Origin of the sequence: Roseateles microcysteis, assembly GCF_036880965.1 — a bacterium.
Lineage (GTDB): Bacteria > Pseudomonadota > Gammaproteobacteria > Burkholderiales > Burkholderiaceae_C > JAUASW01.
This window is the reverse complement of the sequence record NZ_JBAJMV010000006.1, coordinates 114,528-134,118: the sequence shown is the minus strand read 5'-3', so window position 1 is coordinate 134,118 and position 19,591 is coordinate 114,528. Positions and strand designations below refer to the sequence as shown.

20 protein-coding genes are annotated in these 19,591 nt (G+C 64.5%); 9 read left to right on the top strand and 11 right to left on the bottom strand.

Features of this window, described 5'->3' with window-relative positions; translation table 11 throughout:
• Positions 1–28 precede the first annotated feature (28 nt).
• From V3596_RS17310 to V3596_RS17270, 9 genes are all read right to left on the bottom strand, one after another.
• On the bottom strand, positions 29–808 hold the full coding sequence (locus V3596_RS17310; protein WP_334279051.1) for a flagellar hook-basal body protein: 780 nt from the start codon (positions 806–808) through the stop codon (positions 29–31).
• Positions 805–1,539: a flagellar hook basal-body protein gene (locus V3596_RS17305; RefSeq protein WP_334279050.1), complete on the bottom strand. Its 735-nt coding sequence runs from the start codon at positions 1,537–1,539 to the stop codon at positions 805–807. Before V3596_RS17305 ends, V3596_RS17310 begins: the two co-directional genes overlap by 4 nt.
• Positions 1,533–3,584, bottom strand: a complete 2,052-nt coding sequence (locus V3596_RS17300) for a flagellar biosynthesis protein FlhA (RefSeq protein ID WP_334279049.1) — start codon at positions 3,582–3,584, stop codon at positions 1,533–1,535. Before V3596_RS17300 ends, V3596_RS17305 begins: the two co-directional genes overlap by 7 nt.
• Positions 3,581–4,687, bottom strand: coding sequence for an EscU/YscU/HrcU family type III secretion system export apparatus switch protein (locus tag V3596_RS17295; protein WP_334279048.1), 1,107 nt, complete (start codon positions 4,685–4,687; stop codon positions 3,581–3,583). Before V3596_RS17295 ends, V3596_RS17300 begins: the two co-directional genes overlap by 4 nt.
• Positions 4,684–5,448, bottom strand: coding sequence for a flagellar biosynthetic protein FliR (locus V3596_RS17290; protein WP_334279047.1), 765 nt, complete (start codon positions 5,446–5,448; stop codon positions 4,684–4,686). Before V3596_RS17290 ends, V3596_RS17295 begins: the two co-directional genes overlap by 4 nt.
• A gap of 3 nt (positions 5,449–5,451) precedes the next feature.
• Positions 5,452–5,718: a flagellar biosynthetic protein FliQ gene (locus tag V3596_RS17285; protein WP_334279046.1), complete on the bottom strand. Its 267-nt coding sequence runs from the start codon at positions 5,716–5,718 to the stop codon at positions 5,452–5,454.
• Between the two features lie 252 nt (positions 5,719–5,970).
• The gene (locus tag V3596_RS17280; protein WP_334279045.1) at positions 5,971–7,203 is read right to left on the bottom strand and encodes a 6-phosphofructokinase; all 1,233 of its coding nucleotides are present in this window, start codon (positions 7,201–7,203) and stop codon (positions 5,971–5,973) included.
• A 71-nt stretch (positions 7,204–7,274) separates the two neighbouring features.
• Complete coding sequence (locus V3596_RS17275; RefSeq protein ID WP_334279044.1) at positions 7,275–7,778, bottom strand: outer membrane lipoprotein; 504 nt, start codon at positions 7,776–7,778, stop codon at positions 7,275–7,277.
• 101 nt (positions 7,779–7,879) lie between these two features.
• Positions 7,880–8,437, bottom strand: coding sequence for an HNH endonuclease (locus V3596_RS17270; protein ID WP_334279043.1), 558 nt, complete (start codon positions 8,435–8,437; stop codon positions 7,880–7,882).
• A 278-nt stretch (positions 8,438–8,715) separates the two neighbouring features.
• Here V3596_RS17270 and V3596_RS17265 point away from each other — a divergent pair, with 278 nt between their 5' ends.
• The 9 genes from V3596_RS17265 to V3596_RS17225 all read left to right on the top strand — a co-directional run bounded on the left by V3596_RS17265 (position 8,716) and on the right by V3596_RS17225 (position 18,060).
• The gene (locus tag V3596_RS17265; RefSeq protein WP_334279042.1) at positions 8,716–9,432 is read left to right on the top strand and encodes a TetR/AcrR family transcriptional regulator; all 717 of its coding nucleotides are present in this window, start codon (positions 8,716–8,718) and stop codon (positions 9,430–9,432) included.
• A gap of 28 nt (positions 9,433–9,460) precedes the next feature.
• Positions 9,461–11,251 carry an acyl-CoA dehydrogenase C-terminal domain-containing protein gene (locus V3596_RS17260; RefSeq protein ID WP_334279041.1) on the top strand — a complete coding sequence of 597 codons (1,791 nt, stop codon included), beginning with the start codon at positions 9,461–9,463 and terminating at the stop codon, positions 11,249–11,251.
• Positions 11,252–11,344: 93 nt separating this feature from the next.
• Positions 11,345–11,779 (top strand): DUF2147 domain-containing protein, encoded by a 435-nt coding sequence (locus tag V3596_RS17255; RefSeq protein ID WP_334279040.1) that lies wholly within the window; start codon positions 11,345–11,347, stop codon positions 11,777–11,779.
• A gap of 31 nt (positions 11,780–11,810) precedes the next feature.
• Positions 11,811–14,207: a 3-hydroxyacyl-CoA dehydrogenase/enoyl-CoA hydratase family protein gene (locus V3596_RS17250; RefSeq protein WP_334279039.1), complete on the top strand. Its 2,397-nt coding sequence runs from the start codon at positions 11,811–11,813 to the stop codon at positions 14,205–14,207.
• Positions 14,208–14,231: 24 nt separating this feature from the next.
• Positions 14,232–14,732, top strand: a complete 501-nt coding sequence (locus V3596_RS17245; RefSeq protein WP_334279038.1) for a DUF4442 domain-containing protein — start codon at positions 14,232–14,234, stop codon at positions 14,730–14,732.
• A gap of 14 nt (positions 14,733–14,746) precedes the next feature.
• The gene (locus tag V3596_RS17240) at positions 14,747–15,961 is read left to right on the top strand and encodes an acetyl-CoA C-acyltransferase (RefSeq protein WP_334279037.1); all 1,215 of its coding nucleotides are present in this window, start codon (positions 14,747–14,749) and stop codon (positions 15,959–15,961) included.
• 21 nt (positions 15,962–15,982) lie between these two features.
• A complete protein-coding gene (locus tag V3596_RS17235; protein ID WP_334279036.1) occupies positions 15,983–16,504 on the top strand; it encodes a DUF1569 domain-containing protein in 522 nt (173 codons plus the stop codon).
• 28 nt (positions 16,505–16,532) lie between these two features.
• On the top strand, positions 16,533–17,297 hold the full coding sequence (locus V3596_RS17230) for an enoyl-CoA hydratase (RefSeq protein ID WP_334279035.1): 765 nt from the start codon (positions 16,533–16,535) through the stop codon (positions 17,295–17,297).
• A gap of 22 nt (positions 17,298–17,319) precedes the next feature.
• On the top strand, positions 17,320–18,060 hold the full coding sequence (locus V3596_RS17225; RefSeq protein ID WP_334279034.1) for an SGNH/GDSL hydrolase family protein: 741 nt from the start codon (positions 17,320–17,322) through the stop codon (positions 18,058–18,060).
• Here V3596_RS17225 and V3596_RS17220 read toward each other — a convergent pair.
• Positions 18,036–19,163, bottom strand: coding sequence for an NAD(P)/FAD-dependent oxidoreductase (locus V3596_RS17220; protein ID WP_334279033.1), 1,128 nt, complete (start codon positions 19,161–19,163; stop codon positions 18,036–18,038). The two genes, V3596_RS17225 and V3596_RS17220, sit on opposite strands and share 25 nt — an antisense overlap.
• Positions 19,156–19,581 (bottom strand): acyl-CoA thioesterase, encoded by a 426-nt coding sequence (locus V3596_RS17215; RefSeq protein ID WP_334279032.1) that lies wholly within the window; start codon positions 19,579–19,581, stop codon positions 19,156–19,158. The genes V3596_RS17220 and V3596_RS17215 overlap by 8 nt, the downstream gene beginning before the upstream one ends.
• Between the last annotated feature and the right edge of the window lie 10 nt (positions 19,582–19,591).

Genomic DNA, 19,591 nt, shown 5'->3' with positions numbered 1-19,591 from the left:
AACGCCAATCCCAGTGAGTGCCGCATGATCATTTGCGCAGGTTGTTGGTCATGCTGGCTATCTCGTCGGCCGTCTGCATCACCTTGACGTTCATCTCGTAGGCGCGCTGGGCCACCATCAGCAGGACCATCTCGTCGACCAGCTGGACGTTCGAGCTTTCGACGAAGCCCTGCTTGAGTCGGCCGGCGCCGGCTTCTCCGGCGGGCATCACCAAGGCATCGCCAGACGCTGTCGAGTCTCGCCACAGGCCATCGCCGATGGACGTCAGGCCGGACGGGTTCGAGAACATTGCGACGTCGATGCGTCCCAGGGAGAAGCTGCGGCCGGCGTCGTCGCGCCCCTGCACCTGCCCGTCCTCGGCAATCGCAATCTGCCGGACATCGGCCGGTACCTGAATGCGCTGGCGCAGTTCGAGACCGTCTGCCGTGGCGAGCAGGCGCTCGCTATTGACTTCCAGTCGCCCGCCGCGACTGAAGGCTGCGGAGCCATCGGGCAGTTGAACTTCGATGAAGCCCTCGCCCTGGATGGCCAGCGACAACGGATCGTCGCTGCGGCGCAGCACGCCCACCGCAAACGAGCGCAACAGACCCACCGACTTGACGCCGGCCAAAGTCGAATTCGCAGTTGGGCTGTTGGCTCCAGTGCCTCCAAGGGTTCTGATGGCCTCGCCGCTGATGAGGTCGCCAAATCGCAGGCTGCCTCGCTTGTAGCCCGGCGTGTCCATGTTGGCGACGTTGTTGGCGATCAGGTCCAGCTGCGCGGTCTGGGCCTTCATGCCGGTTGCGGCAATGTAGAGGGCGTCGTTCAAGTGTGCTCCCCAAATCGGCGAATCGCTTTCTCGGCCATCTCGTCCGCTGTCTGCAAAAGGCGCACCATGGACTCGGCGTGTCGGGTTGTGCTCATCAAGACCACCATCTCCTGGCTGGGCATCACGTTGGACTGCTCCAGGAAGGCGCTGCGCACGCCGAGCAGCGGGGAGTCGACATCCCATTGATTGGCGTCCGCGGTGAAAGTGCCGGCGCCCAGGGGCTGCAAGAACTGGCCCGCCTTCAAGCTCACCATGCGCAAGGCATCTAGCACCTGATCACCAGAGCGGAGCTGCCCTTGGCCATCGATCGCCAGGCTGCCTCGCTGCTCAGCGCGAACCGTGATGCCCCCGCGTTGCCCGAGTACCTTAAGGCCACCCATCGTGCGCAAGCTGCCGGCGGCATCAAGCTGCAGCCCACCATCGCGACTCAGCACCTGGGTGCCGTCCTCCTGCTCCAGTAGCAGGTAGCGGCCATCGGGCATCGCGATGTCCAGGGCGTTTCCTGTGGCGGCCAGCTTGCCGGCACGGGCATCGGTGTAGGTGCTCGCGATACTCGTGGCCGTCGCGTCCATCACGCCAGCAAACGGATGCTGTACCGCGATCTGCCGTTTGTAGCCGGCCGTGCTTGTGTTGGCCAGGTTGTGACTGGTCGCTTTCAGTCTGTCCAAGTCCTGTTGCAGGCCGATGGCTGCGATCTCTAGGGTTCCCATGGTCAGCTTTCTGGTCAGCACTCTTTGGTGCCGGAGGCGGGAACGCTCACGTTGCCAAAGGCCTTGAGCGGGATGAGGTTGGGGACTTCAGTGATGGCGAGAATCCGCATATGGGGCAGCGCTCTCTCGGTCATGGAGCGCAGGTGGCGACGCAGGTCGGGCGCGCAGAGCAGCACGGGCAGCAGGTTGCTGCGCACCATTTGCTCGGCGAGAGCAATCATTCGCGAGAGCATTTGTTCGATGAATCGCGGGTCCGTGGGCGTTGCTTCCGTCGTGCCGGCCCGAAGCCTCAGTTCCACGACAGGATCCAGGGTCAACACCTGAAGTGCCGAGGCGTCGCGCATCATTTGCTGGCAGATAGAGGCGCCCAGCCGCTGCCGCACGGCTTCAGTCAGGAGGGCCGCATCCTTGGTGTTGCGGCCTGCATCTGCCAGCGTCTCGACGATGGTTTCCACATGCAGCAGACTCACCTTCTCGCGCAGCAGCGCCTGGAAAACCCTCTGGACGTCGACGATTGCGAGGACGGTCGGCACCAACTCTTCCACGAGGCCCGGCTGAACCTCACGCACGTGGGACAAGAGCTTGTCTGTCTCCGCACGGGTCACCAGGTTGGCACATTGTTGACGCATCGTCTCGCCGATGTGGGTGGCAAAGACGGTGGGCGCATCGACCAGGGTGTAGCGCGCGGCCCGGGCGCGCTCGCGTTCGGCTTCTTCGATCCAGACTGCCGCCAGCCCATAGGTGGGATCTCGCGTCTCCACACCCTTGAGGTGCTTGGTGTCTCCACTGGGGTGAATGGCAAGCAGACGACCTTCGAGCAGCTCACCTCGGCCGTACACCACGCCGTAGATGAGGAGCTCATAGGCCGGCGCCGCCAACTTGGCCTCGCTGACGAATCGAACGGCGGGGAGCAGCAGGCCGAACTCGTGAGCGAACTGCTTGCGTACCGCCTCAATGCGCTGCACCAGGACGGCATCTTTACCCTGTGCCATCTTCGCCAGGCCACTGCCAATCCGCACTTCGATCGGATGGACGCGAGGCAGCGGTGTTGTAGGCTCCGCTGGTTTGTCCGTCGCACTTTCTGCCCTGTCTTCCGCGCTTTCTGCTGTCTTCTTGGCACGCATCGCGACAAGGGCGAACACCGCGAGGAGCGCAGCCACAGTGAGGACCGGAAAGGCCGGAATACTCGGCAGCAGCAGCAATAAAAACATGGTCGCAACCACCAGCCACAAGGCCTTTGGGAAGCTGGCCAGCTGCTTCACCACCTCGCCACTCAGGTTGGTATCCGAGGCCGAGCGGGTCACGATGATGCCGGTGCCCACGGCAATCACCAGCGCCGGGATCTGGGTGACGATGCCATCGCCAACCGTCAGCAGCGTAAAGGTTTGCAGCGCCTCGCCCCAGCTCATGCCGCGCTGCATGACGCCGATGACCAGGCCGCCGACGATGTTGATCAGCAAGATGATGATGCCAGCGATGGCGTCACCCTTGACGAACTTGCTGGCGCCGTCCATCGCGCCGTAGAAGCCGGCCTGACGCTCCAGTACCTTGCGCCGTGCTTGCGCCTCGACCTGGTCGATGAAGCCCATGTTCAGGTCGGCATCGATGCTCATTTGCTGGCCAGGCATGCTGTCCAGCGTAAAGCGGGCGGCGACCTCGGAGACGCGCTGCGCGCCGCTTGTCACCACAACGTACTGGACGACCACGAGGATCAGGAACACGATCAGGCCGATGACGAAGTTTCCTGCCACCACATAGGAGCCCACTGCACCGATGACCTGGCCGGCGCTGGCGTCTGTCAGGATCAAGCGCGTGGCCGCAACGTTCAGAGACAGCCGAAACAGCGTGGCAATCAGCAGCAGTGACGGAAAGGTCGAGAACTCGACCGGCCGGTGCATGTAGAAGGTCAGCATCAGGAGCACGAGCGCGAAGGCGACGTTGCTCAGAATCAGGAAGTCCAGCAAGCCGCCCGGGATCGGGGCGAACAGAATCGTCAGCACGCCCAGCACGAGCACAACGAGCAAGACATCGGAGTGTCGGCCAAGAATTCTTCTCGGGCTTTTCATGCGACCGCTCCCTTCATCTCGATGGGCCTGTCGTGCTTGGCCTCTCTTAAGCTATTGAGCCAGACCAGAATGCGCGCCACCGGCGGATACCACTGCTCGGGCACATAGGCGTCTTGCGCCACTTCCTTGAACAGGGCACGAGCCAGGCGGGGGCTGTGCACGATGGGCACACCGGTCTTGGTGGCCGCGTTTCGGATCTGCCGAGCCAGAACGCCAGCCCCTTTGGCAACGACCAGGGGTGCTGGCGTCACACCGTGGTCATAGCGCAAGGCCACGGCCACGTGCGTTGGGTTGGTGATCACCACCTGCGCCTGCGCCACATTGCCGACCGACTTGGACGCCTTCAGGAACTCCTGGCGGATCTGGCGCTGCCGGCTCTTGATCCGTGGATCACCTTCGCGGTTCTTGTGTTCGTCTTCGATATCGCGCTTGCTCATGCGCAGGCCACGCAGGAAATCCCAGCGGACGAAGATCAGGTCCACGAGCATGAAGAGCAATAGCACGGCGCACAGCCTGGCCATCAGCCCGCCAGTGGACTCGGTCAGCCGGAAGATCAGCGATTTGGCGGGTAGCCCAAGCAGTTGCAAGGCACTCCGCATTAGCGTGTGCAGAGCCAGGGCGGCAACCCCCGCCAGAGCCAGCAACTTGATTGCGCTCTTCGCGGCCTCGTACAGAATCTTGAGTGAGAAGAGTTTCTTGAAGCCTTGCGCTGGTTTGATGCGAGCGAAGTCGGGTGTAAGCGGTGTCGTTGAGAAGATCAGCCCGCCGCTTTGCAGCAAGCCCATCAGCACGGCAGCTACAACGATGCTCAGCAACAGCGGTGCCAAAACCAGCAATGCCTGGTGCATGCCAGACTCGGCGATTCGAGTCACCGACACCACCTCGCTGGCCAGCTCCGGCGGCAGCGCCAGGCCTTTAGCGAGCAGGCTCGCCATTCCTTTCAGTGCAGGCAACAGCAAGGCGAAGCAGCCAAACGTCGCAGCCGCCAGCACGGCAAACGAGCTTGCATCCGTGCTGCGAGCTGTCTGCCCATGCTTGCGAGCTTGCTCGCGCTTGCATGGCGTCGCTTGCTCGTTGCGATTCAGATCCTGGCCGCCGTTCACTGGAGAACTCCTTGCCAGAACGTGAAGACGCTTCGGAAAGCGCTTTCCATCACCGGAGCCATTGCCGGCGCAGACAAGGCCAGCACGATCAGCCCAGCGAAAGTCTTGATGGGCATGCCGATGAAGACAATATTCATCTGCGGGAGCACGCGGGAGGCCACGCTCAGCGCAATCTCGAGCAAGAGCAGGATGAACAGCGTTGGCGCAATCACAACGACCGCCACACTGAACATGCCGGCGGCCAGCACGAGCAGGTTGCCGGCATCGGGAAACTGCCAGCTCCCACCGGGAGGCACCCATTCGAGGCTGCGTGCGATGCCACGCAACAAGGCGTGATGACCCTCACCTCCGAAGAATATGGAGAGTGCCAACATCGAAAGCGCCACGCTCAACATCGGGACGTTAGAGCGGCTGACAGGGTCGAGGACGGCCCCCATACCGAGCCCCATCTGCAGGTCGACGATGCGGCCGGCCATCGAGAATGCCGCAAACGCTGAGTGCAGAGCCAAGCCCATCAAGGCACCCAGCGTGGCCTCGGCCAGAACGAGAAATATCAGTCCCTCAAGCGTTGCTGGAACCGGCGTTCTCAGGTTCAGGGCGATGCACAGCGTGCCGGACAGGGCCAGGGTGAAAAGGACCCAGAAGCTTGGCGGCGCCTTCACTGCCTGGGCCATTGGGCTCAAGCCAAGCAGCAAGCCGAGGCGTGTCCAGACCAGGCCGCACGCCAAAGCCCAGTTGAGGTCGATCTGTAGCAGATCCACGCTCTACACCAGCCTGGGAATGGAACGGATCAGCGAGCTGCTGTATGCAATCAACTGCCCAAGCATCCACGGCCCGATCAACACCAGAATTGCAACACTGGCGAGCAACTTAGGAATGAACGTGAGCGACATCTCCTGGATCTGCGTGACCACCTGGAAGATGCTCACCGCCAATCCAACAACCAGCACGGTCAATAGCAGCGGCGCGGATACGGCAACGGCCTTCCACAGCAACTGCCCAAGCAGATGCAGCGAAATGTCTGGTGACATCGCTCCCCCTCCCCATGTTCCTTGGCGTTCTTGGGCCTTCTGCGCGGGACTTCTATTTGGACACGCAGTGGCGTTCTTCAGACCCCGACTTCAGGTGCGCCTGTTACTACGCTTGGCGCATTGGATTGAAGCGAGAACGGCCTTGATCCGCAATGGGATTGAGCTCGGGTATGGCGATTCGATCCTTCAGATTGAGGAGGGATTGGCGCGCATTCTGGTGCGCGCATCCTGAAAGTCAGGAGCCCGAATTGCCTACTTGCCCAGCACCTTGGCCACCGGCGCCGGCCGCAGCCTGAAGGCCTCGGGCATGCCCGAGCCCAGGAGCGGGCGCAGGTACATGCGGAAGGCGTCGGTCACGTCGGTGCCGCTTTCGCTGATGAAGGCGTCTTCCATCGTGCGGGTCTTGCCGGCCACCGCGTCCAGCGGCAGCAGCTCGTAGTCAACCGAATAGAAGCCGGTGCGCTTGATGGCGACCGAGCCGGAGGTGCGGCCGCTGGCATCGCCCCACATCGCGTACTGCACGGCCTTCTCGCCCACTTCGCGGGCTTCGCGTTGATCAACGTCGGACACGCAGCCGACGAAGCTGCGCTGCACATAGCCGAAGGTGTCGCCACGCACGCGCTTGATCTTGAGCTTGGTCTTGATCTCTTCGCACAAGAGGTCGGCCAGCGCGCCGGAGCCGGAGAGCTGCACATTGCCATGGGCGTCGCGCTCCAGGTCCTTGGCGAGCTGCGCGGCAATCGGCTCGCCGGATGCGTCGTGGATGCCTTCCGAGACAGCGATCACGCAGCGGCCATAGCGCTCGTAGGTGGCCTTCACGTCGGCCAGGAACTTGTCGAGCGAGAAGACGCGCTCGGGCAGATAGATCAGGTGCGGGCCGTCGTCAGGGAACTTCTTTCCCAGCGCCGAAGCGGCGGTGAGGAAGCCGGCGTGCCGGCCCATCACTACCGCGAGATAGATGCCCGGCAGGGAGGCGTTGTCGAGGTTGGCGCCGGCAAAGGCCTGGGCCACGAAGCGCGCGGCCGATGGGAAGCCGGGGGTGTGGTCGTTGCCGACCAGGTCGTTGTCAATCGTCTTCGGGATGTGCACGCAGCGCAGTGGATAGTTGGCCGCCCGGGCCTGTTCGCTCACGATGCGCACGGTGTCGGAGGAATCGTTGCCGCCGATGTAGAAGAAGTAGCCGATATCGTGCGCCTGCAGGACCTTGAAGATCTGCTGGCAGTAGGCGATGTCGGGCTTGTCTCGCGTGGAGCCCAGTGCGGAGGAGGGTGTGCCGGCGATCAGCTCGAGGTTGTGGCTGGTTTCGGCGGTGAGGTCGACGAAGTCTTCGTTGATGATGCCGCGCACGCCGTGGCGCGCACCATAGACGCGCTCGATGCCGAGGTGGCGCCTCGCTTCAAGCACCACGCCGGCCAGCGACTGGTTGATCACCGCCGTCGGGCCGCCGCCTTGTGCGACCAGTACCTTGTTTGCGCCTGCTGCCATGATGAAAGCCGCTCCGTCTAGCTTGAGGGAGCGGCCATTGAACCATGAGGCGCCGAGGCGGCGCGACCCGGTTATTGCCCGGGGGTGGGCGCCGGGCGTGCGGCGCTTTGCTGCACCACGGGAGCACGGGTCACGCGGGTCTTGCCGCCGGTGGTGGTGAGGATCACCGCTTCGCCGGCAGCAAAATTCTCTTCGCCCTTGGCCTGCACCACCGAGCGGCGCTCGCCGTTGCGCATCTGCAGGAGGATTTCGATGGCTTCCTCGCGGGTGGCGTTGCGCTCGATGGCATTGCCGACCACGGCGCCAACCACGGCTCCGATCACGCCGACCACCTGGCCTTCGCGGCGGCCACCGACCGAGGAGCCGGCAATGGCGCCGGTGACGGCGCCGGCGGCGCCGCCGATGCCGCTTTGCGTGCCATCAACCACGACGGGGCGGACCGACAACACGGTGGCGTCTTGCACCAGCGCAAGGCGCTGCGCGTCGCCGCGCTGGACCACATCGGGGTTGGTCGTCGAGCAGGCAGAGAGGGTGGCCATCGCCGCGATTGCCAGCGTGGAAACAAGAAATTTCATGATTGGGCTCCGAGGGGTCATGTGACCCCCAACGGCAGCTATTTTGCGTCCGTTGACCTGATTACAAGTCTTTACGGACTTCTTTGTGCAGGCCCATGACTTCAGGCATAGAGCCGGCTGGAGCGCGGCACGCTGGCGAGCAGGAACTCCATCTGGTCGGCCAGGATGCGGCGGCCACGCAGGATCATGTCTTCATGCAGGCTGGGCACGTAGGGCAGGTAGAGCAGGCTCATGTTGGCCTCTTCCGGCAGCCGGCTGCCTTTTCGACCATTGCAGCAGCGGCAGGCGGTGATGCAGTTCATCCAGCTGTCGACGCCGCCGCGGGAGGTGGGGATGATGTGCTCGCGGGTCAGGTCTTCGCTGTGGTGGCGATGGCCGCAGTAGGCACAGACCTGGCGGTCGCGCGTGAAGAGCTTGGGGTTGGTCAGCGCCGGCGTTTGGCGCCAGGCCCGGCTGGGCACGGCGCCGCGCACGGCGATGATGGGATGCACTTCGATGCGGGACTGCATGCCGGTGCGGCGCTGCAGGCCGCCACGCATCACCTGGCAGGGGTCGCCAAGCGTCCAGGCCACGCCATCACTGGCGTAGATCACGGCGGCTTCCTTGGTTGTGATCCAGGCCTGGGGGCGACCCGAAACATCCAGTTGCAGAACATCCACAGCGCAGACCTCCTGGGCGCAGCGTACTGCAAGAGTGCGTACTGACTCAATAGCAGCGGCCATCAGTGGACGGCTTGTCGCGTGATCGCCATGTCATGGCAATGGCCGTCCAACCGTCATCAAGTGGTCAAGAGCCGAGCGCTTGAATCGGGCCGGCTAGGCGGCATCCCCTAAAAAATGCACGGATTCAGTGAGGCAGTCGAGCCAGCTTTCTGCAAAATAGAACGACCGTTCGTTTTATTATGCGATCCGTCGCTTCCTTTCCGGATCCTGCCACCGTGTCAGCTCTGCCGTCCAATCCGCCCAAAGCCGCCGTTGCGCCGCGCCGCGTGGCCCGCTCGCTGCAGAAGGGCCAGCAGACCCGTGCCGCCATCCTGGAAGCGGCGCTGGGGCTGGCTTCGCACATGGGGCTGGAAGGCCTGTCCATCGGCGCGCTGGCGGACATGATCAAGATGAGCAAGTCCGGCGTGTTCGCACATTTCGGCTCGCGCGAGGAATTGCAGATCGCCGTGGTGCGCGAGTATCACGCCAAGTTCGAGGAAGAAGTCTTCTTCCCGGCGATTCGCGAAGTCCGCGGCCTGCCGCGCTTGCGCGGTCTGTATGAGCGCTGGGTGCGCCGCGTCTCGGTCGAAATCGATTCGGGCTGCATCTATATCAGCGGCGCGGTCGAGTTCGACGACCGGCCCGGCCCGGTGCGCGATGCCCTGGTCACCATGGTGCAAGCCTGGCACGGCGCGCTGTTCAAGGCCATCGTGCTGGCCAAGGAGGTCGGCCATCTGCAGGAGGCGGCCGACGTCGAGCAGATCCTCTTCGAATTGCACGGCCTGATCCTTTCCCTCCATCACGATGCGCGCTTCATGCGCAGCCCCGGCGCCTTGCAGCGCGCGGGCGTTGGCTTCGAGCGCATCGTCCAGTTCTACGCGACGCAGTCGGGCCTCAAGGCCGACGCGGCAGCGAAAAAGCCCGAACCGGCCGCCGGCAACAAGCGGTCCTGACCCCCCAGATTCAAACCGAGGAGCCACCATGCCCCAGTACAACCCGCCCCTGCGCGACATGCAGTTCGTGATGCACGAAGTGCTGAACGTCGTCGACGAGCTGAAGCTGCTGCCGGCTCATGCCGACATGGATGTCGACACCATCAACGCCATCCTGGAAGAAGGTGGCAAGTTCGCGTCCGAAGTGATCCAGCCCTTGAACCTTTCGGGTGATGCCGAAGGTTGCAAGCTGGACAAGACCACGCATGAAGTGACGCCCCCGAAGGGCTTCAAGGAAGCCTACGCCAAGTACGTGGAAGGCGGCTGGCCTGCGCTGGGCTGCGACCCCGAGTACGGCGGCCAGGGCCTGCCCGTCATCGTGAACCAGGCCTTCTACGAGATGCTGAACTCGGGCAACCAGGCCTGGACGATGTACCCGGGCCTGAGCCACGGCGCCTATGAAGCCCTGCATGCCCACGGCACGCCCGAGCAGAAGGCCACCTACCTGCCCAAGCTGACCAGCGGCGAGTGGACCGGTACCATGTGCTTGACCGAGCCGCATTGCGGCACTGACCTCGGCATGCTGCGCAGCAAGGCCGAGCCGCAGGCTGACGGCACCTACAAGATCACCGGCGCCAAGATCTTCATCTCGGCCGGCGAGCACGACATGGCCGCCAACATCATCCACCTGGTGCTGGCCCGCCTGCCGGATGCACCGGCCGGCTCCAAGGGCATCTCGCTCTTCGTCGTGCCCAAGTTCAATGTGAATGCCGACGGCTCGCTGGGCGAGCGCAATGGCATCTATTGCGGCGGCCTCGAGCACAAGATGGGCATCCACGCCAACTCGACCTGCCAGATGGTGCTGGACGGCGCCGTCGGCACGATGGTTGGCCAGCCCAACAAGGGCCTGGCAGCGATGTTCGTGATGATGAATGCCGCCCGCCTGGGCGTGGGCAACCAGTCGTTGGGCCTGACCGAAGCGGCGTACCAGAACGCCGTTGCCTACGCCAAGGACCGCATCCAGATGCGTTCGCTCTCGGGCCCGAAGGCGCCCGACAAGGCGGCCGACCCGATCATCGTGCACCCCGACGTGCGCAAGATGCTGCTCACCGCCCGTGCCTACGCCGAAGGCGGCCGTGCGCTGAACACCTATGTCGGCCTGCAGCTCGACAAGGCGCTGAGCTCGGACGACGAAGACGAGCGCAAGGAATGCGAAGCCGAAGTCGCGCTGCTGACGCCCATCATCAAGGCTTTCATCACCGACAACGGCTGGATCGCCACCTCGCATTGCATGCAGGTCTTTGGCGGCCACGGCTACATCCACGAGTGGGGCATGGAGCAGTTCGTCCGCGACGCCCGCATCAACATGATCTACGAGGGCACCAACACCATCCAGTCGCTGGACCTGCTGGGCCGCAAGATTCTCGGCAACAACGGCGCCACGCTGAAGAAGTTCGGCAAGAAGATTGCCACGTTCGTGGAAGACGAGGGTACCGATGAAGCCATGCAGGAATTCATCAACCCGCTGGCGGAGCTGGGCGACAAGGTCACCAAGCTGACCACCGAGATCGGCATGAAGGCCTTCGGCAACCCGGATGAAGTGGGTGCTGCCGCAGTGGACTATCTGCGCGTGGTCGGCCACCTGACATTCGCCTACTTCTTTGCCCGCATGGCCAAGGTGGCCCTGCAAAAGAAGGACAGCGGCGACCCGTTCTACACCGCCAAGCTCTCGACGGCGCGCTTCTATTTTGCGAAGCTGCTGCCGGAGACGGCATCGCTGATCCGCACCTGCCGCGCGGGCTTGAGCCCGCTGATGGAAATGGACGAAGCGCTGTTCTGATCCACAAGTCTGCGTCCTTGCCTCATTGATCCCAGGCCCGCTGACAAGACAAACGTCAGCGGCGGGCCATCACAACACCAGGAGACACCACCGATGAAAGCACTGATCACCGCCGCCACCCTGAGCCTCTTGAGCAGCCTCGCTGCCGCGCAGGCCACGCCTGTGGGCCTGTGGAAGACGATCGACGACGACGGCAAGACCGAAAAGTCGCTGGTGCGCATCACCGAGAACGGTGGCGTGTTCACCGGCACCATCGAGAAGATCTTCGACGCGAGCAAGGCCGATGGCAAATGCGATCAGTGCAAGGACGACCGCAAGGACAAGCCCGTGGTGGGCCTGCAGATCATCCGCAGCGTCAAGCAGGATGCAGACGACAAGACCTTGTGGGGCGGTGGCGAGATCCTCGACCCCAACAATGGCAAGACTTACAAGACCCGGCTGAAGCCGGTTGATGGTGGCAAGCGCATGGAGATGCGCGGCTATATCGGTTTCTTCTACCGCACCCAGGTCTGGGTGCGCGTCGAGTAAAGAAGCCTTTCAGAATTTCAGGAGAACTTCCGTGAGTCGATTCCAAGTCCGCAAAGTCGCCGTGCTCGGCGCTGGCGTGATGGGCGCGCAGATCGCCGCCCATCTGGTCAATGTCAAGGTGCCGGTCATCCTGTTCGACCTGCCCGCCAAAGAGGGCCCCAAGAACGGCATCGTTACCAAGGCGGTCGAGGGCTTGAAGAAGCTCAAGCCCGCGCCGCTGGGCGTGGCCGAGAACGCCGCGCTGATCCAGCAGGCCAACTACGAAGAGCACCTGGAGCTCCTGAAAGACTGCGATCTGATCATCGAGGCCATTGCCGAGCGCATGGACTGGAAGCTCGATCTGTACACCAAGATCGCTCCGTTCATCGCCCCGCATGCCATCGTCGCCTCGAACACCTCGGGCCTGTCGATCACCAAGCTCAGCGAAGTGCTGCCCGAAGAAATCAAGCCGCGCTTCTGCGGCATCCATTTCTTCAACCCGCCGCGCTACATGTACCTGGTGGAGCTGATCAACACGCCGACCACGCGTCCGGAAGTGATCGACCAGCTGGAGAGCTTCGTGACCACGGCCGTGGGCAAGGGCGTTGTGCGGGCGAACGACACGCCCAACTTCGTCGCCAACCGCGTCGGCATCGCCGGCATGATGGCCACGATGATCGAGGCCGAGAAGTTCGGCCTTTCCGTTGACGTCGTTGACGACCTGACCGGCAAGAAGCTGGGCCGCGCATCGAGCGGCACGTTCCGCACGGCAGACGTGGTCGGCCTGGACACGATGGCTCACGTCGTCAAGACTATGCAGGACAACCTGAAGGACGACCCCTTCTACAGCACCTACGCCACGCCCAAGGTGCTGGCCGGTCTGATCGAGAAGGGTGCCCTCGGCCAGAAGAGCGGCGGCGGCTTCTACAAGAAGGTCGGCAAGGACATCCAGCGCCTCGATTTCGCCACCGGCGAGTACGTGGCCGGCGGCAAGAAGGCGGACGAGATCGTGGCCCGCATGCTCAAGAAGCCTGCGCCTGATCGCATCAAGCTGCTGCGTGAATCGACCAACCCGCAGGCCCAGTTCCTGTGGTCCATCCTGCGCGACAGCTTCCACTACGCCGCCGTGCACCTGAACACCGTGGCCGACACGGCCCGCGAAATCGACTTCGCGATGCGCTGGGGCTTCGGCACTGCCCAAGGTCCGTTCGAGCTGTGGCAAGCCGCTGGCTGGAAGCAGGTCGCTGAATGGATCTCGGCCGACATCGCTGATGGCAAGACGCTCGCGAGCGCCCCGCTGCCCGCCTGGGTGACCGAAGGCCCGGTGGCCGAGAACGGTGGCGTGCATTCGAAGGAAGGCTCCTGGAGCGCTCATGAGGGCAAGTTCAAGCCGCGCGCCAAGCTGCCGGTCTATGAGCGTCAGGCATTCCCTGAATCGCTGGTGGGTGAGGGCGCTGTCGAGCCGCTGAAGGCTGGCACCGAAGAGTTCAAGAACGAGGAAGTGCGCGTCTGGACGCTGGACGGCGAAGTACTGATCGCATCGATCACCGCCAAGCTGCACCTGATCAGCCCGACCGTGACCGAAGGCCTCCTGAAGGCCGTCGAGATCGCCGAGGCCAAGTACAAGGGCCTGGTGATCTGGTCGCCGGACGATGTGTTCTCGGCCGGCGCCAACCTCGAAGCGCTGATGCCGGTCTTCATGAGCAAGGGCTCCAAGGGCATCGCTCCGGAAGAGAAGAAGCTGCAGGACGCGATGCTGCGCATCCGCTACGCCAACGTGCCGGTGGTCGCCGCCATGCGCGGCCTGGCTCTCGGCGGTGGCTGCGAGCTGGCCGTGCATTGCGCCCGCCGTGTCGCGCACATGGAAAGCTATGTCGGCCTCGTGGAAGTCGGCGTGGGCCTGATCCCGGGTGCCGGCGGCCTGACCTACATTGCCCGCCGCGCCGCCGAAATGGCCAAGGCTGGCAATGCCGATGCCGACATCTTCGCCTTCCTGAAGGATGGTTTCACCACGGCCGCCACGGCCAAGGTCGCCACCTCCGCGCTCGAAGCCAAGAAGAACGGCTTCCTGCTGGACAGCGACATCATCGTGGCCAACAAGGACGAGCTGCTGCACATCGCCACGGCGCAAGCCAAGGCCTTGTTCGAGACCGGCTACCGCGCGCCGGCCAAAGCCCTGTTCCCGGTGGCCGGTCGTTCGGGCATCGCCACGATCAAGGGCCAGCTGGCCAATATGCGTGACGGCGGCTTCATCAGCGCGCACGACTTCCATCTCGCAGCACTGATCGCCGATGTGGTCTGCGGCGGCGAAGTGGAGGCCGGTTCGCTGGTCGACGAGGAGTACCTGATGTCGCTGGAGCGCAAGCACTTCTGCTCGCTGCTGGACCACCCGAAGACCCAGGAACGCATCATGGGCATGCTGCAAACCGGCAAGCCGGTGCGCAACTGATCCACGGCTGCTTCATCCACCGTCATGAACGCCACTCCGAACCGTCTCGCCCGCACCTTGCAGCGCGTTGAAGCGCTGCCGGCACTGCTGCGCGGGCCGGCGCGCAACCTGGCCCTGCGCCGCGCTGTGCCCTTCACGGGCACGGCCGGCCTGGACTTTGTTGCGCTCACCCCTGCGATGACGGAAATCGCCATTGCCAACAAGCGGCCGGTCCAGAACCACATCCAGGGCGTTCACGCCGCTGCGATGGCCCTGCTGGCCGAGACGGCCACCGGCATGGTGGTCGGCATGAATGTGCGCGACGACTGCCTGCCGCTTTGCAAGTCCATGCATGTGGATTTCAAGAAGCGCGCCACCGGCGCGATGCGCGCGACGGCGCGTTTGTCCGAAGCACAGCGGGCCAGCATGGCGGCTGATGCCAAGGGCGAGGTCACGGTGTCGGTGGTGGTGACGGATGAGGCCGGCGTGAACCCGGTTGAATGTGAATTTGTCTGGGCCTGGATACCCAAGGCCCCCAAGAACTGAAAGGCTGAACAATCATGGCTAAGCAATTGCAAGAGGCGTATATCTGCGCCGCCACCCGTCTGCCCATCGGCAAGTCGGGCCGTGGTTACTACAAGAACACCCGTCCGGACGAAATGCTGGCGCGCGCCATCCAGGCGGCGCTGGCCCAGGTGCCAGGTCTTGACCCCAGCGCCATCGAAGACGCCATCATTGGCTGCTCCTTCCCTGAAGGCGAGCAGGGTATGAACATCGCCCGCGTGGCAGCTGTGCTGTCGGGCCTGCCGAACACGGTCGGCGGCGTCACGGTCAACCGCTACTGCGCTTCGGGCATCACCGCGCTGCAGATGGCCGCCGACCGCATCCGCATCGGCGAGGCCGAAGTGATGATTGCCGGTGGTGTGGAGTCGATGTCGATGGTGCCCATGGGCGGCAACAAGCCGTCGCTGCCGCCTGCCATCTTCGAGCGCGACGAGAACATCGGCCTGGCCTACGGCATGGGCCTGACGGCCGAGAAGGTCGCCGAGAAATGGAAGATCAGCCGCGAAGCGCAAGACGAGTTCGCGCTCGAATCGCACCGCCGCGCGCTGGCCGCCATCGAAGCGGGCCACTTCACCGCTGAAATGACGCCGTTCGAGATCCTCGAGCGCAGCCCCAACCTGGCCGACGGTTCGATCAACGTGAAGAAGCGCATCGTCGACACCGACGAAGGCCCGCGCAAGGACACGTCCGCTGAAGGCCTGGCCAAGCTCAAGCCCGTGTTCGCAGCCCGTGGGTCGGTCACCGCCGGCAACAGCTCGCAGACGTCCGACGGCGCTGGCGCCCTGATCGTCGCCTCTGAAGCCGCCGTCAAGCGCTTCGGCCTGACGCCGCTGGCCCGTTTCGTCTCCTTCGCCGTGCGTGGCGTGCCGCCCGAGATCATGGGCATCGGCCCGATCGAGGCCATCCCTGCGGCCCTGAAGCTGGCCGGCATCACCGCCGCCGACCTGGGCTGGATCGAGCTGAACGAAGCCTTCGCCGCGCAGTCGCTGGCTGTGCTCAATGATCTGGACAGCAAGGGCATCGTGCTGGACCGCAGCAAGGTGAACCCGAATGGCGGCGCGATTGCGCTGGGCCATCCGCTGGGTGCCACCGGCGCGATCCGTGCTGCTTCGGTGATCCACGGCCTGCGTCGCACCGGTGCCAAGTACGGCATGGTCACGATGTGCGTCGGCGCCGGTCAAGGCGCAGCTGGCATCATTGAGCGTCTGTAATCAAGCAAGAAGGAGGGCGCGATGAAACGTCGGCAGCTGCTCAAGACCGGGGCGCTGCTGACGGCGCCCGCCCTGCTCACGGGCTGCCAGGGCGACCTGGTGGCCCCGTTCACCAAGTGGACCGAGGCGCAGAAGGCTGTGCTGGAGCTGCGCTTTCGCGAGCCCAGGCCGCAAGGCACCAGCTGGGCGCTGACGCAGATCCTGCAGCACCTGGCGCAGAGCATCGAGTATTCGATGAGCGGCTTCCCCGAGCCGAAGTCGCGCTTCTTCCAGGTCACGGCCGGCAACACAGCTTTCGCCTTCTTTGACGCGCGCGGCAAGATGAGCCATTCGCTGGAAGACCCGATCCCTGGCGCACCCGCGCTCGACGCGAATCACAGCGTCAAGGGTTCGATCCAGCGCCTGCTGGACGCGATGAATGCCTTCGCTGCCTTCAAGGGTGAACTCAAGCCCCATTTCGCCTACGGCCCGCTCACGCGCGAGCAGTACGAGCGCGCCCACCTGATGCATCTGGCCAATCACTGGCAGCAGCTCAAGGGCTGACAATCTGCCTATCGAATCAGGAGACAAGATGAGCATCAAGACCGCTACCGTCAACGGCGTGGCCACCATTGAGATCGCCCGCCCCGAGAAGAAGAACGCGCTGACCCGGGCGATGTATCAGGCCATGGCCGACGCGCTGGTTGCCGTCAACAGCGACAAGGCCGTGCGCGCCGTGCTGATCCAGGGCCAGCCCTCGATCTTCACCTCGGGCAATGACATCGAAGACTTCATGGGCAGCCCGCCGCGCGACACGGACGCGCCGGTCTTCCAGTTCATGCGTGCCTTGCTTGGCTGCGAAAAGCCAGTGGTCGCCGCCGTGAACGGTGCTGCCATCGGCATCGGCACGACGCTGCTGCTGCATTGCGATTTCGTCTATGTGGCCGATGACTCGCGACTGGCCATGCCCTTCGTCAGCCTGGGCCTGGTGCCCGAATTTGCCTCCAGCCTGGTGGTGCCAAGCCTGATGGGCAATCGCCGCGCCGCCGAGAAGCTCTTGCTGGGCGACCCGTTCACCGGCGAGCAGGCGGTGGAATGCGGCATTGCCAACGCCGTGCTGCCGGCAGCCGAAGTGGTGGCCCATGCACGCCGCGTGGCCGAGCGCTTCAACAACCTGGCACCGAGCGCTGTGCGCGAGAGCAAGCGCCTGATGCGTGCCGGCACGGCCGAGCAGGTCTGGGCCACGGTCGAGAAGGAAGCCGAGATCTTCAGCGCCCGCCTGCGCAGCCCCGAAGCGACCGAGGCCTTCCAGGCCTTTTTCCAGAAGCGCGCACCGGACTTCTCCAAGTTCGAATGAGGACGATGCGGGCCGCACGCTGATGCTGGTGCTCGCCAAGGTCGCGCTCGCGCCGCTGCTCCTGTGGCAAGGCGCGCGAGTGCGCCGCACGGCCTTGCAGCTGCCTGAAGCCGCGGGCCCGAGCGCCGGTGTTGCCGGCAGCGGCGGGCTGAAGCTGCGGCTGTTGATCGTTGGTGATTCGTCAGGCGCAGGCGTCGGCGCAGCCACGCAGAGCGAGGCTTTGGCGGGGCGCCTATCGGCCGCGCTCGCCGAGCGATTGGGCGGCAGCGTGCATTGGCAACTGCTGGCCCGCACGGGCAACCGCACGGCGGACAGCCTCCGGCAGTTGCGCGATGCGAGTTCGCTGGAGCCGGCCGATGTGATGGTCACGGCCTTGGGTGTCAACGACGCCGTGGGGCAGGTGAGTGCGAGTCTGTGGACCCGCCAGTTGGCCGAGCTGCATCAGTTGGCCGTGGCGCGCCTTGGCGTCCGCTACAGCCTGCACAGTGCTGTGCCGCCGATGCATGCCTTCCCTCTGCTGCCCCAGCCGCTGCGCTGGCTGCTGGGCGCGCAAGCGATGCGCTTGAATCGCGCCCTGGTTCGTGACCTGGCTGACAGCAAGGACCGTGGCGTACAGGCCGCGCCGGCGAATCTGCATCAGCCCGGCGGCGCTGCCGCCCTGATGGCGCCCGATGGGTTCCATCCGAACCCGGCCGGCTACAAGCTCTGGGCCGACGCGCTGGCCGAGCGCATCGCTGCTCAGATCACATTGAGTTCGCGGTAAGGCTTGTCGGCGGCAATTCGGTCGGGCGATAGCGGGCTCAGGTCGAGGCTTTGATAGCTGCCATCGCAGATCAGCTCGGCGAGGCCCCGACCGACACCTGGCGCATGTTGCAAGCCATGGCCTGAGAAGCCACAAGCCAGGTGCAGGTTCGGGCATTCGCGCATCGGACCGACGAGGCCGTTCGCGTCGAACGCATTCATCTCGTAGTAGCCGGCCCAGGCGCGCTCCAGGCGAAGTGATTCGAAGCCCGGCACCCGTTCGGCCAATGCCGGCCAGAGCCGCTCTTCAAAAAGATTCGCTTCGGGGTCCAGGGGCAGGTCGGAGCGGCTATCCAGCGGCTCGCCGCCGCAGATGAATTGCCCATCGCCCTCGGGCCTGAACCAGAGGCTGGACGGGTCGATGACCAGCGGACTGCGCGGCGCATGCTCCGGGCTGCGAAAGACATACACGCTGCGCCGCTTGGCCTCGACCGGCACGTGCAGGCCAGCCGTTGCCGCCAGCCTGCCGGACCAGGCGCCGCAGGCCAGCAGATAGAGATCGGCCTGTTCGATGCCGACGTCAGTGCGCACGCCGCCGATGCAGCCCCTCGTATCGCGCAGCAGTTCCAGCGCTTCGCCACGAAGGTACTCGGCGCCCGCCGCCAAGGCTTGCCGGCGCAGGGCCATCAGCAAGGCCCAGCCGTCGAACCAGCCTTCGCCGCTGCGGCCAAAGGCGCCGAGGGCCAGGTCTTGCGTCGCCAGCCAGGGCCAGCGCTGCTTCAATGCGTCGGGACTCAGCAGTTCGATGTCTGCGCCGCAGCGGGCCTGCAATGCATGCAGTTCGCGCAGCCGCTCCGGCTCAGCGGTCAGGTAGAGGTAGCCGCGCTCATTGAACTGGGCCTCAGCGCCCATGCCGCGCAGGTATTCCAGTCCGTACTGCGACAGCGCAATGTTCAAGGGACTGGAAAACTGCTGGCGTATCGAGGCTGCAGACAGGGCCGACGAGGCCTGCGCATAGCTCGGGTCGCGCTCCAGCACCCGCACCCGCCAGCCCTTGTGCCCACTCAGCTTGGCGGCGACGGCCGAGCCCAGGGCTCCGCCGCCCATCACCAACAGATCAGGCATGCTGTTCGATGACGCGCGGCTTGCCTTCGCGATCAATGGCCACGAAGGTCAGGTTGGCCTCGGTGACCTTGACCACCTGCGGGTTGGCCGGGTTGCGCTCGGCGATCACCTCGACGTGGACGGTGATCGAGGTGCGGCCAACGCGCACGATGGAGGCATAGAAGGACAGCAGGTCGCCGATGGACACCGGCTGCTTGAACACGAACTCGTTCACCGCCACGGTTGCGACACGGCCGCGCGAGATGCGGGCCGGCAGTACCGATCCAGCGATGTCGACCTGGGCCATGATCCAGCCACCGAACACGTCGCCGTTGTGATTGGCGTCGGCCGGCATGGGCATGACGCGCAACACCAGCTCGCGCTGCGAGCCGGTGCCGCCGATGTCGTGGGGGAGGGGAGGAATGGCGGGCTGAGTCATGCCCGCCATT

Excerpts from the sequence above, each read along its gene's own strand:
- V3596_RS17255 (WP_334279040.1), top strand. The coding sequence starts at position 11,345 with ATGAAAGCACTGATCACCGCCGCCACCCTGAGCCTCTTGAGCAGCCTC.
- V3596_RS17235 (WP_334279036.1), top strand. The coding sequence starts at position 15,983 with ATGAAACGTCGGCAGCTGCTCAAGACCGGGGCGCTGCTGACGGCGCCC.
- V3596_RS17285 (WP_334279046.1), bottom strand. The coding sequence starts at position 5,718 with ATGTCACCAGACATTTCGCTGCATCTGCTTGGGCAGTTGCTGTGGAAG.
- V3596_RS17220 (WP_334279033.1), bottom strand. The coding sequence starts at position 19,163 with ATGCCTGATCTGTTGGTGATGGGCGGCGGAGCCCTGGGCTCGGCCGTC.
- V3596_RS17230 (WP_334279035.1), top strand. The coding sequence starts at position 16,533 with ATGAGCATCAAGACCGCTACCGTCAACGGCGTGGCCACCATTGAGATC.
- V3596_RS17260 (WP_334279041.1), top strand. The coding sequence starts at position 9,461 with ATGCCCCAGTACAACCCGCCCCTGCGCGACATGCAGTTCGTGATGCAC.
- V3596_RS17245 (WP_334279038.1), top strand. The coding sequence starts at position 14,232 with ATGAACGCCACTCCGAACCGTCTCGCCCGCACCTTGCAGCGCGTTGAA.
- V3596_RS17215 (WP_334279032.1), bottom strand. The coding sequence starts at position 19,581 with ATGACTCAGCCCGCCATTCCTCCCCTCCCCCACGACATCGGCGGCACC.
- V3596_RS17300 (WP_334279049.1), bottom strand. The coding sequence starts at position 3,584 with ATGAAAAGCCCGAGAAGAATTCTTGGCCGACACTCCGATGTCTTGCTC.
- V3596_RS17240 (WP_334279037.1), top strand. The coding sequence starts at position 14,747 with ATGGCTAAGCAATTGCAAGAGGCGTATATCTGCGCCGCCACCCGTCTG.
- V3596_RS17275 (WP_334279044.1), bottom strand. The coding sequence starts at position 7,778 with ATGAAATTTCTTGTTTCCACGCTGGCAATCGCGGCGATGGCCACCCTC.
- V3596_RS17280 (WP_334279045.1), bottom strand. The coding sequence starts at position 7,203 with ATGGCAGCAGGCGCAAACAAGGTACTGGTCGCACAAGGCGGCGGCCCG.
- V3596_RS17225 (WP_334279034.1), top strand. The coding sequence starts at position 17,320 with ATGCTGGTGCTCGCCAAGGTCGCGCTCGCGCCGCTGCTCCTGTGGCAA.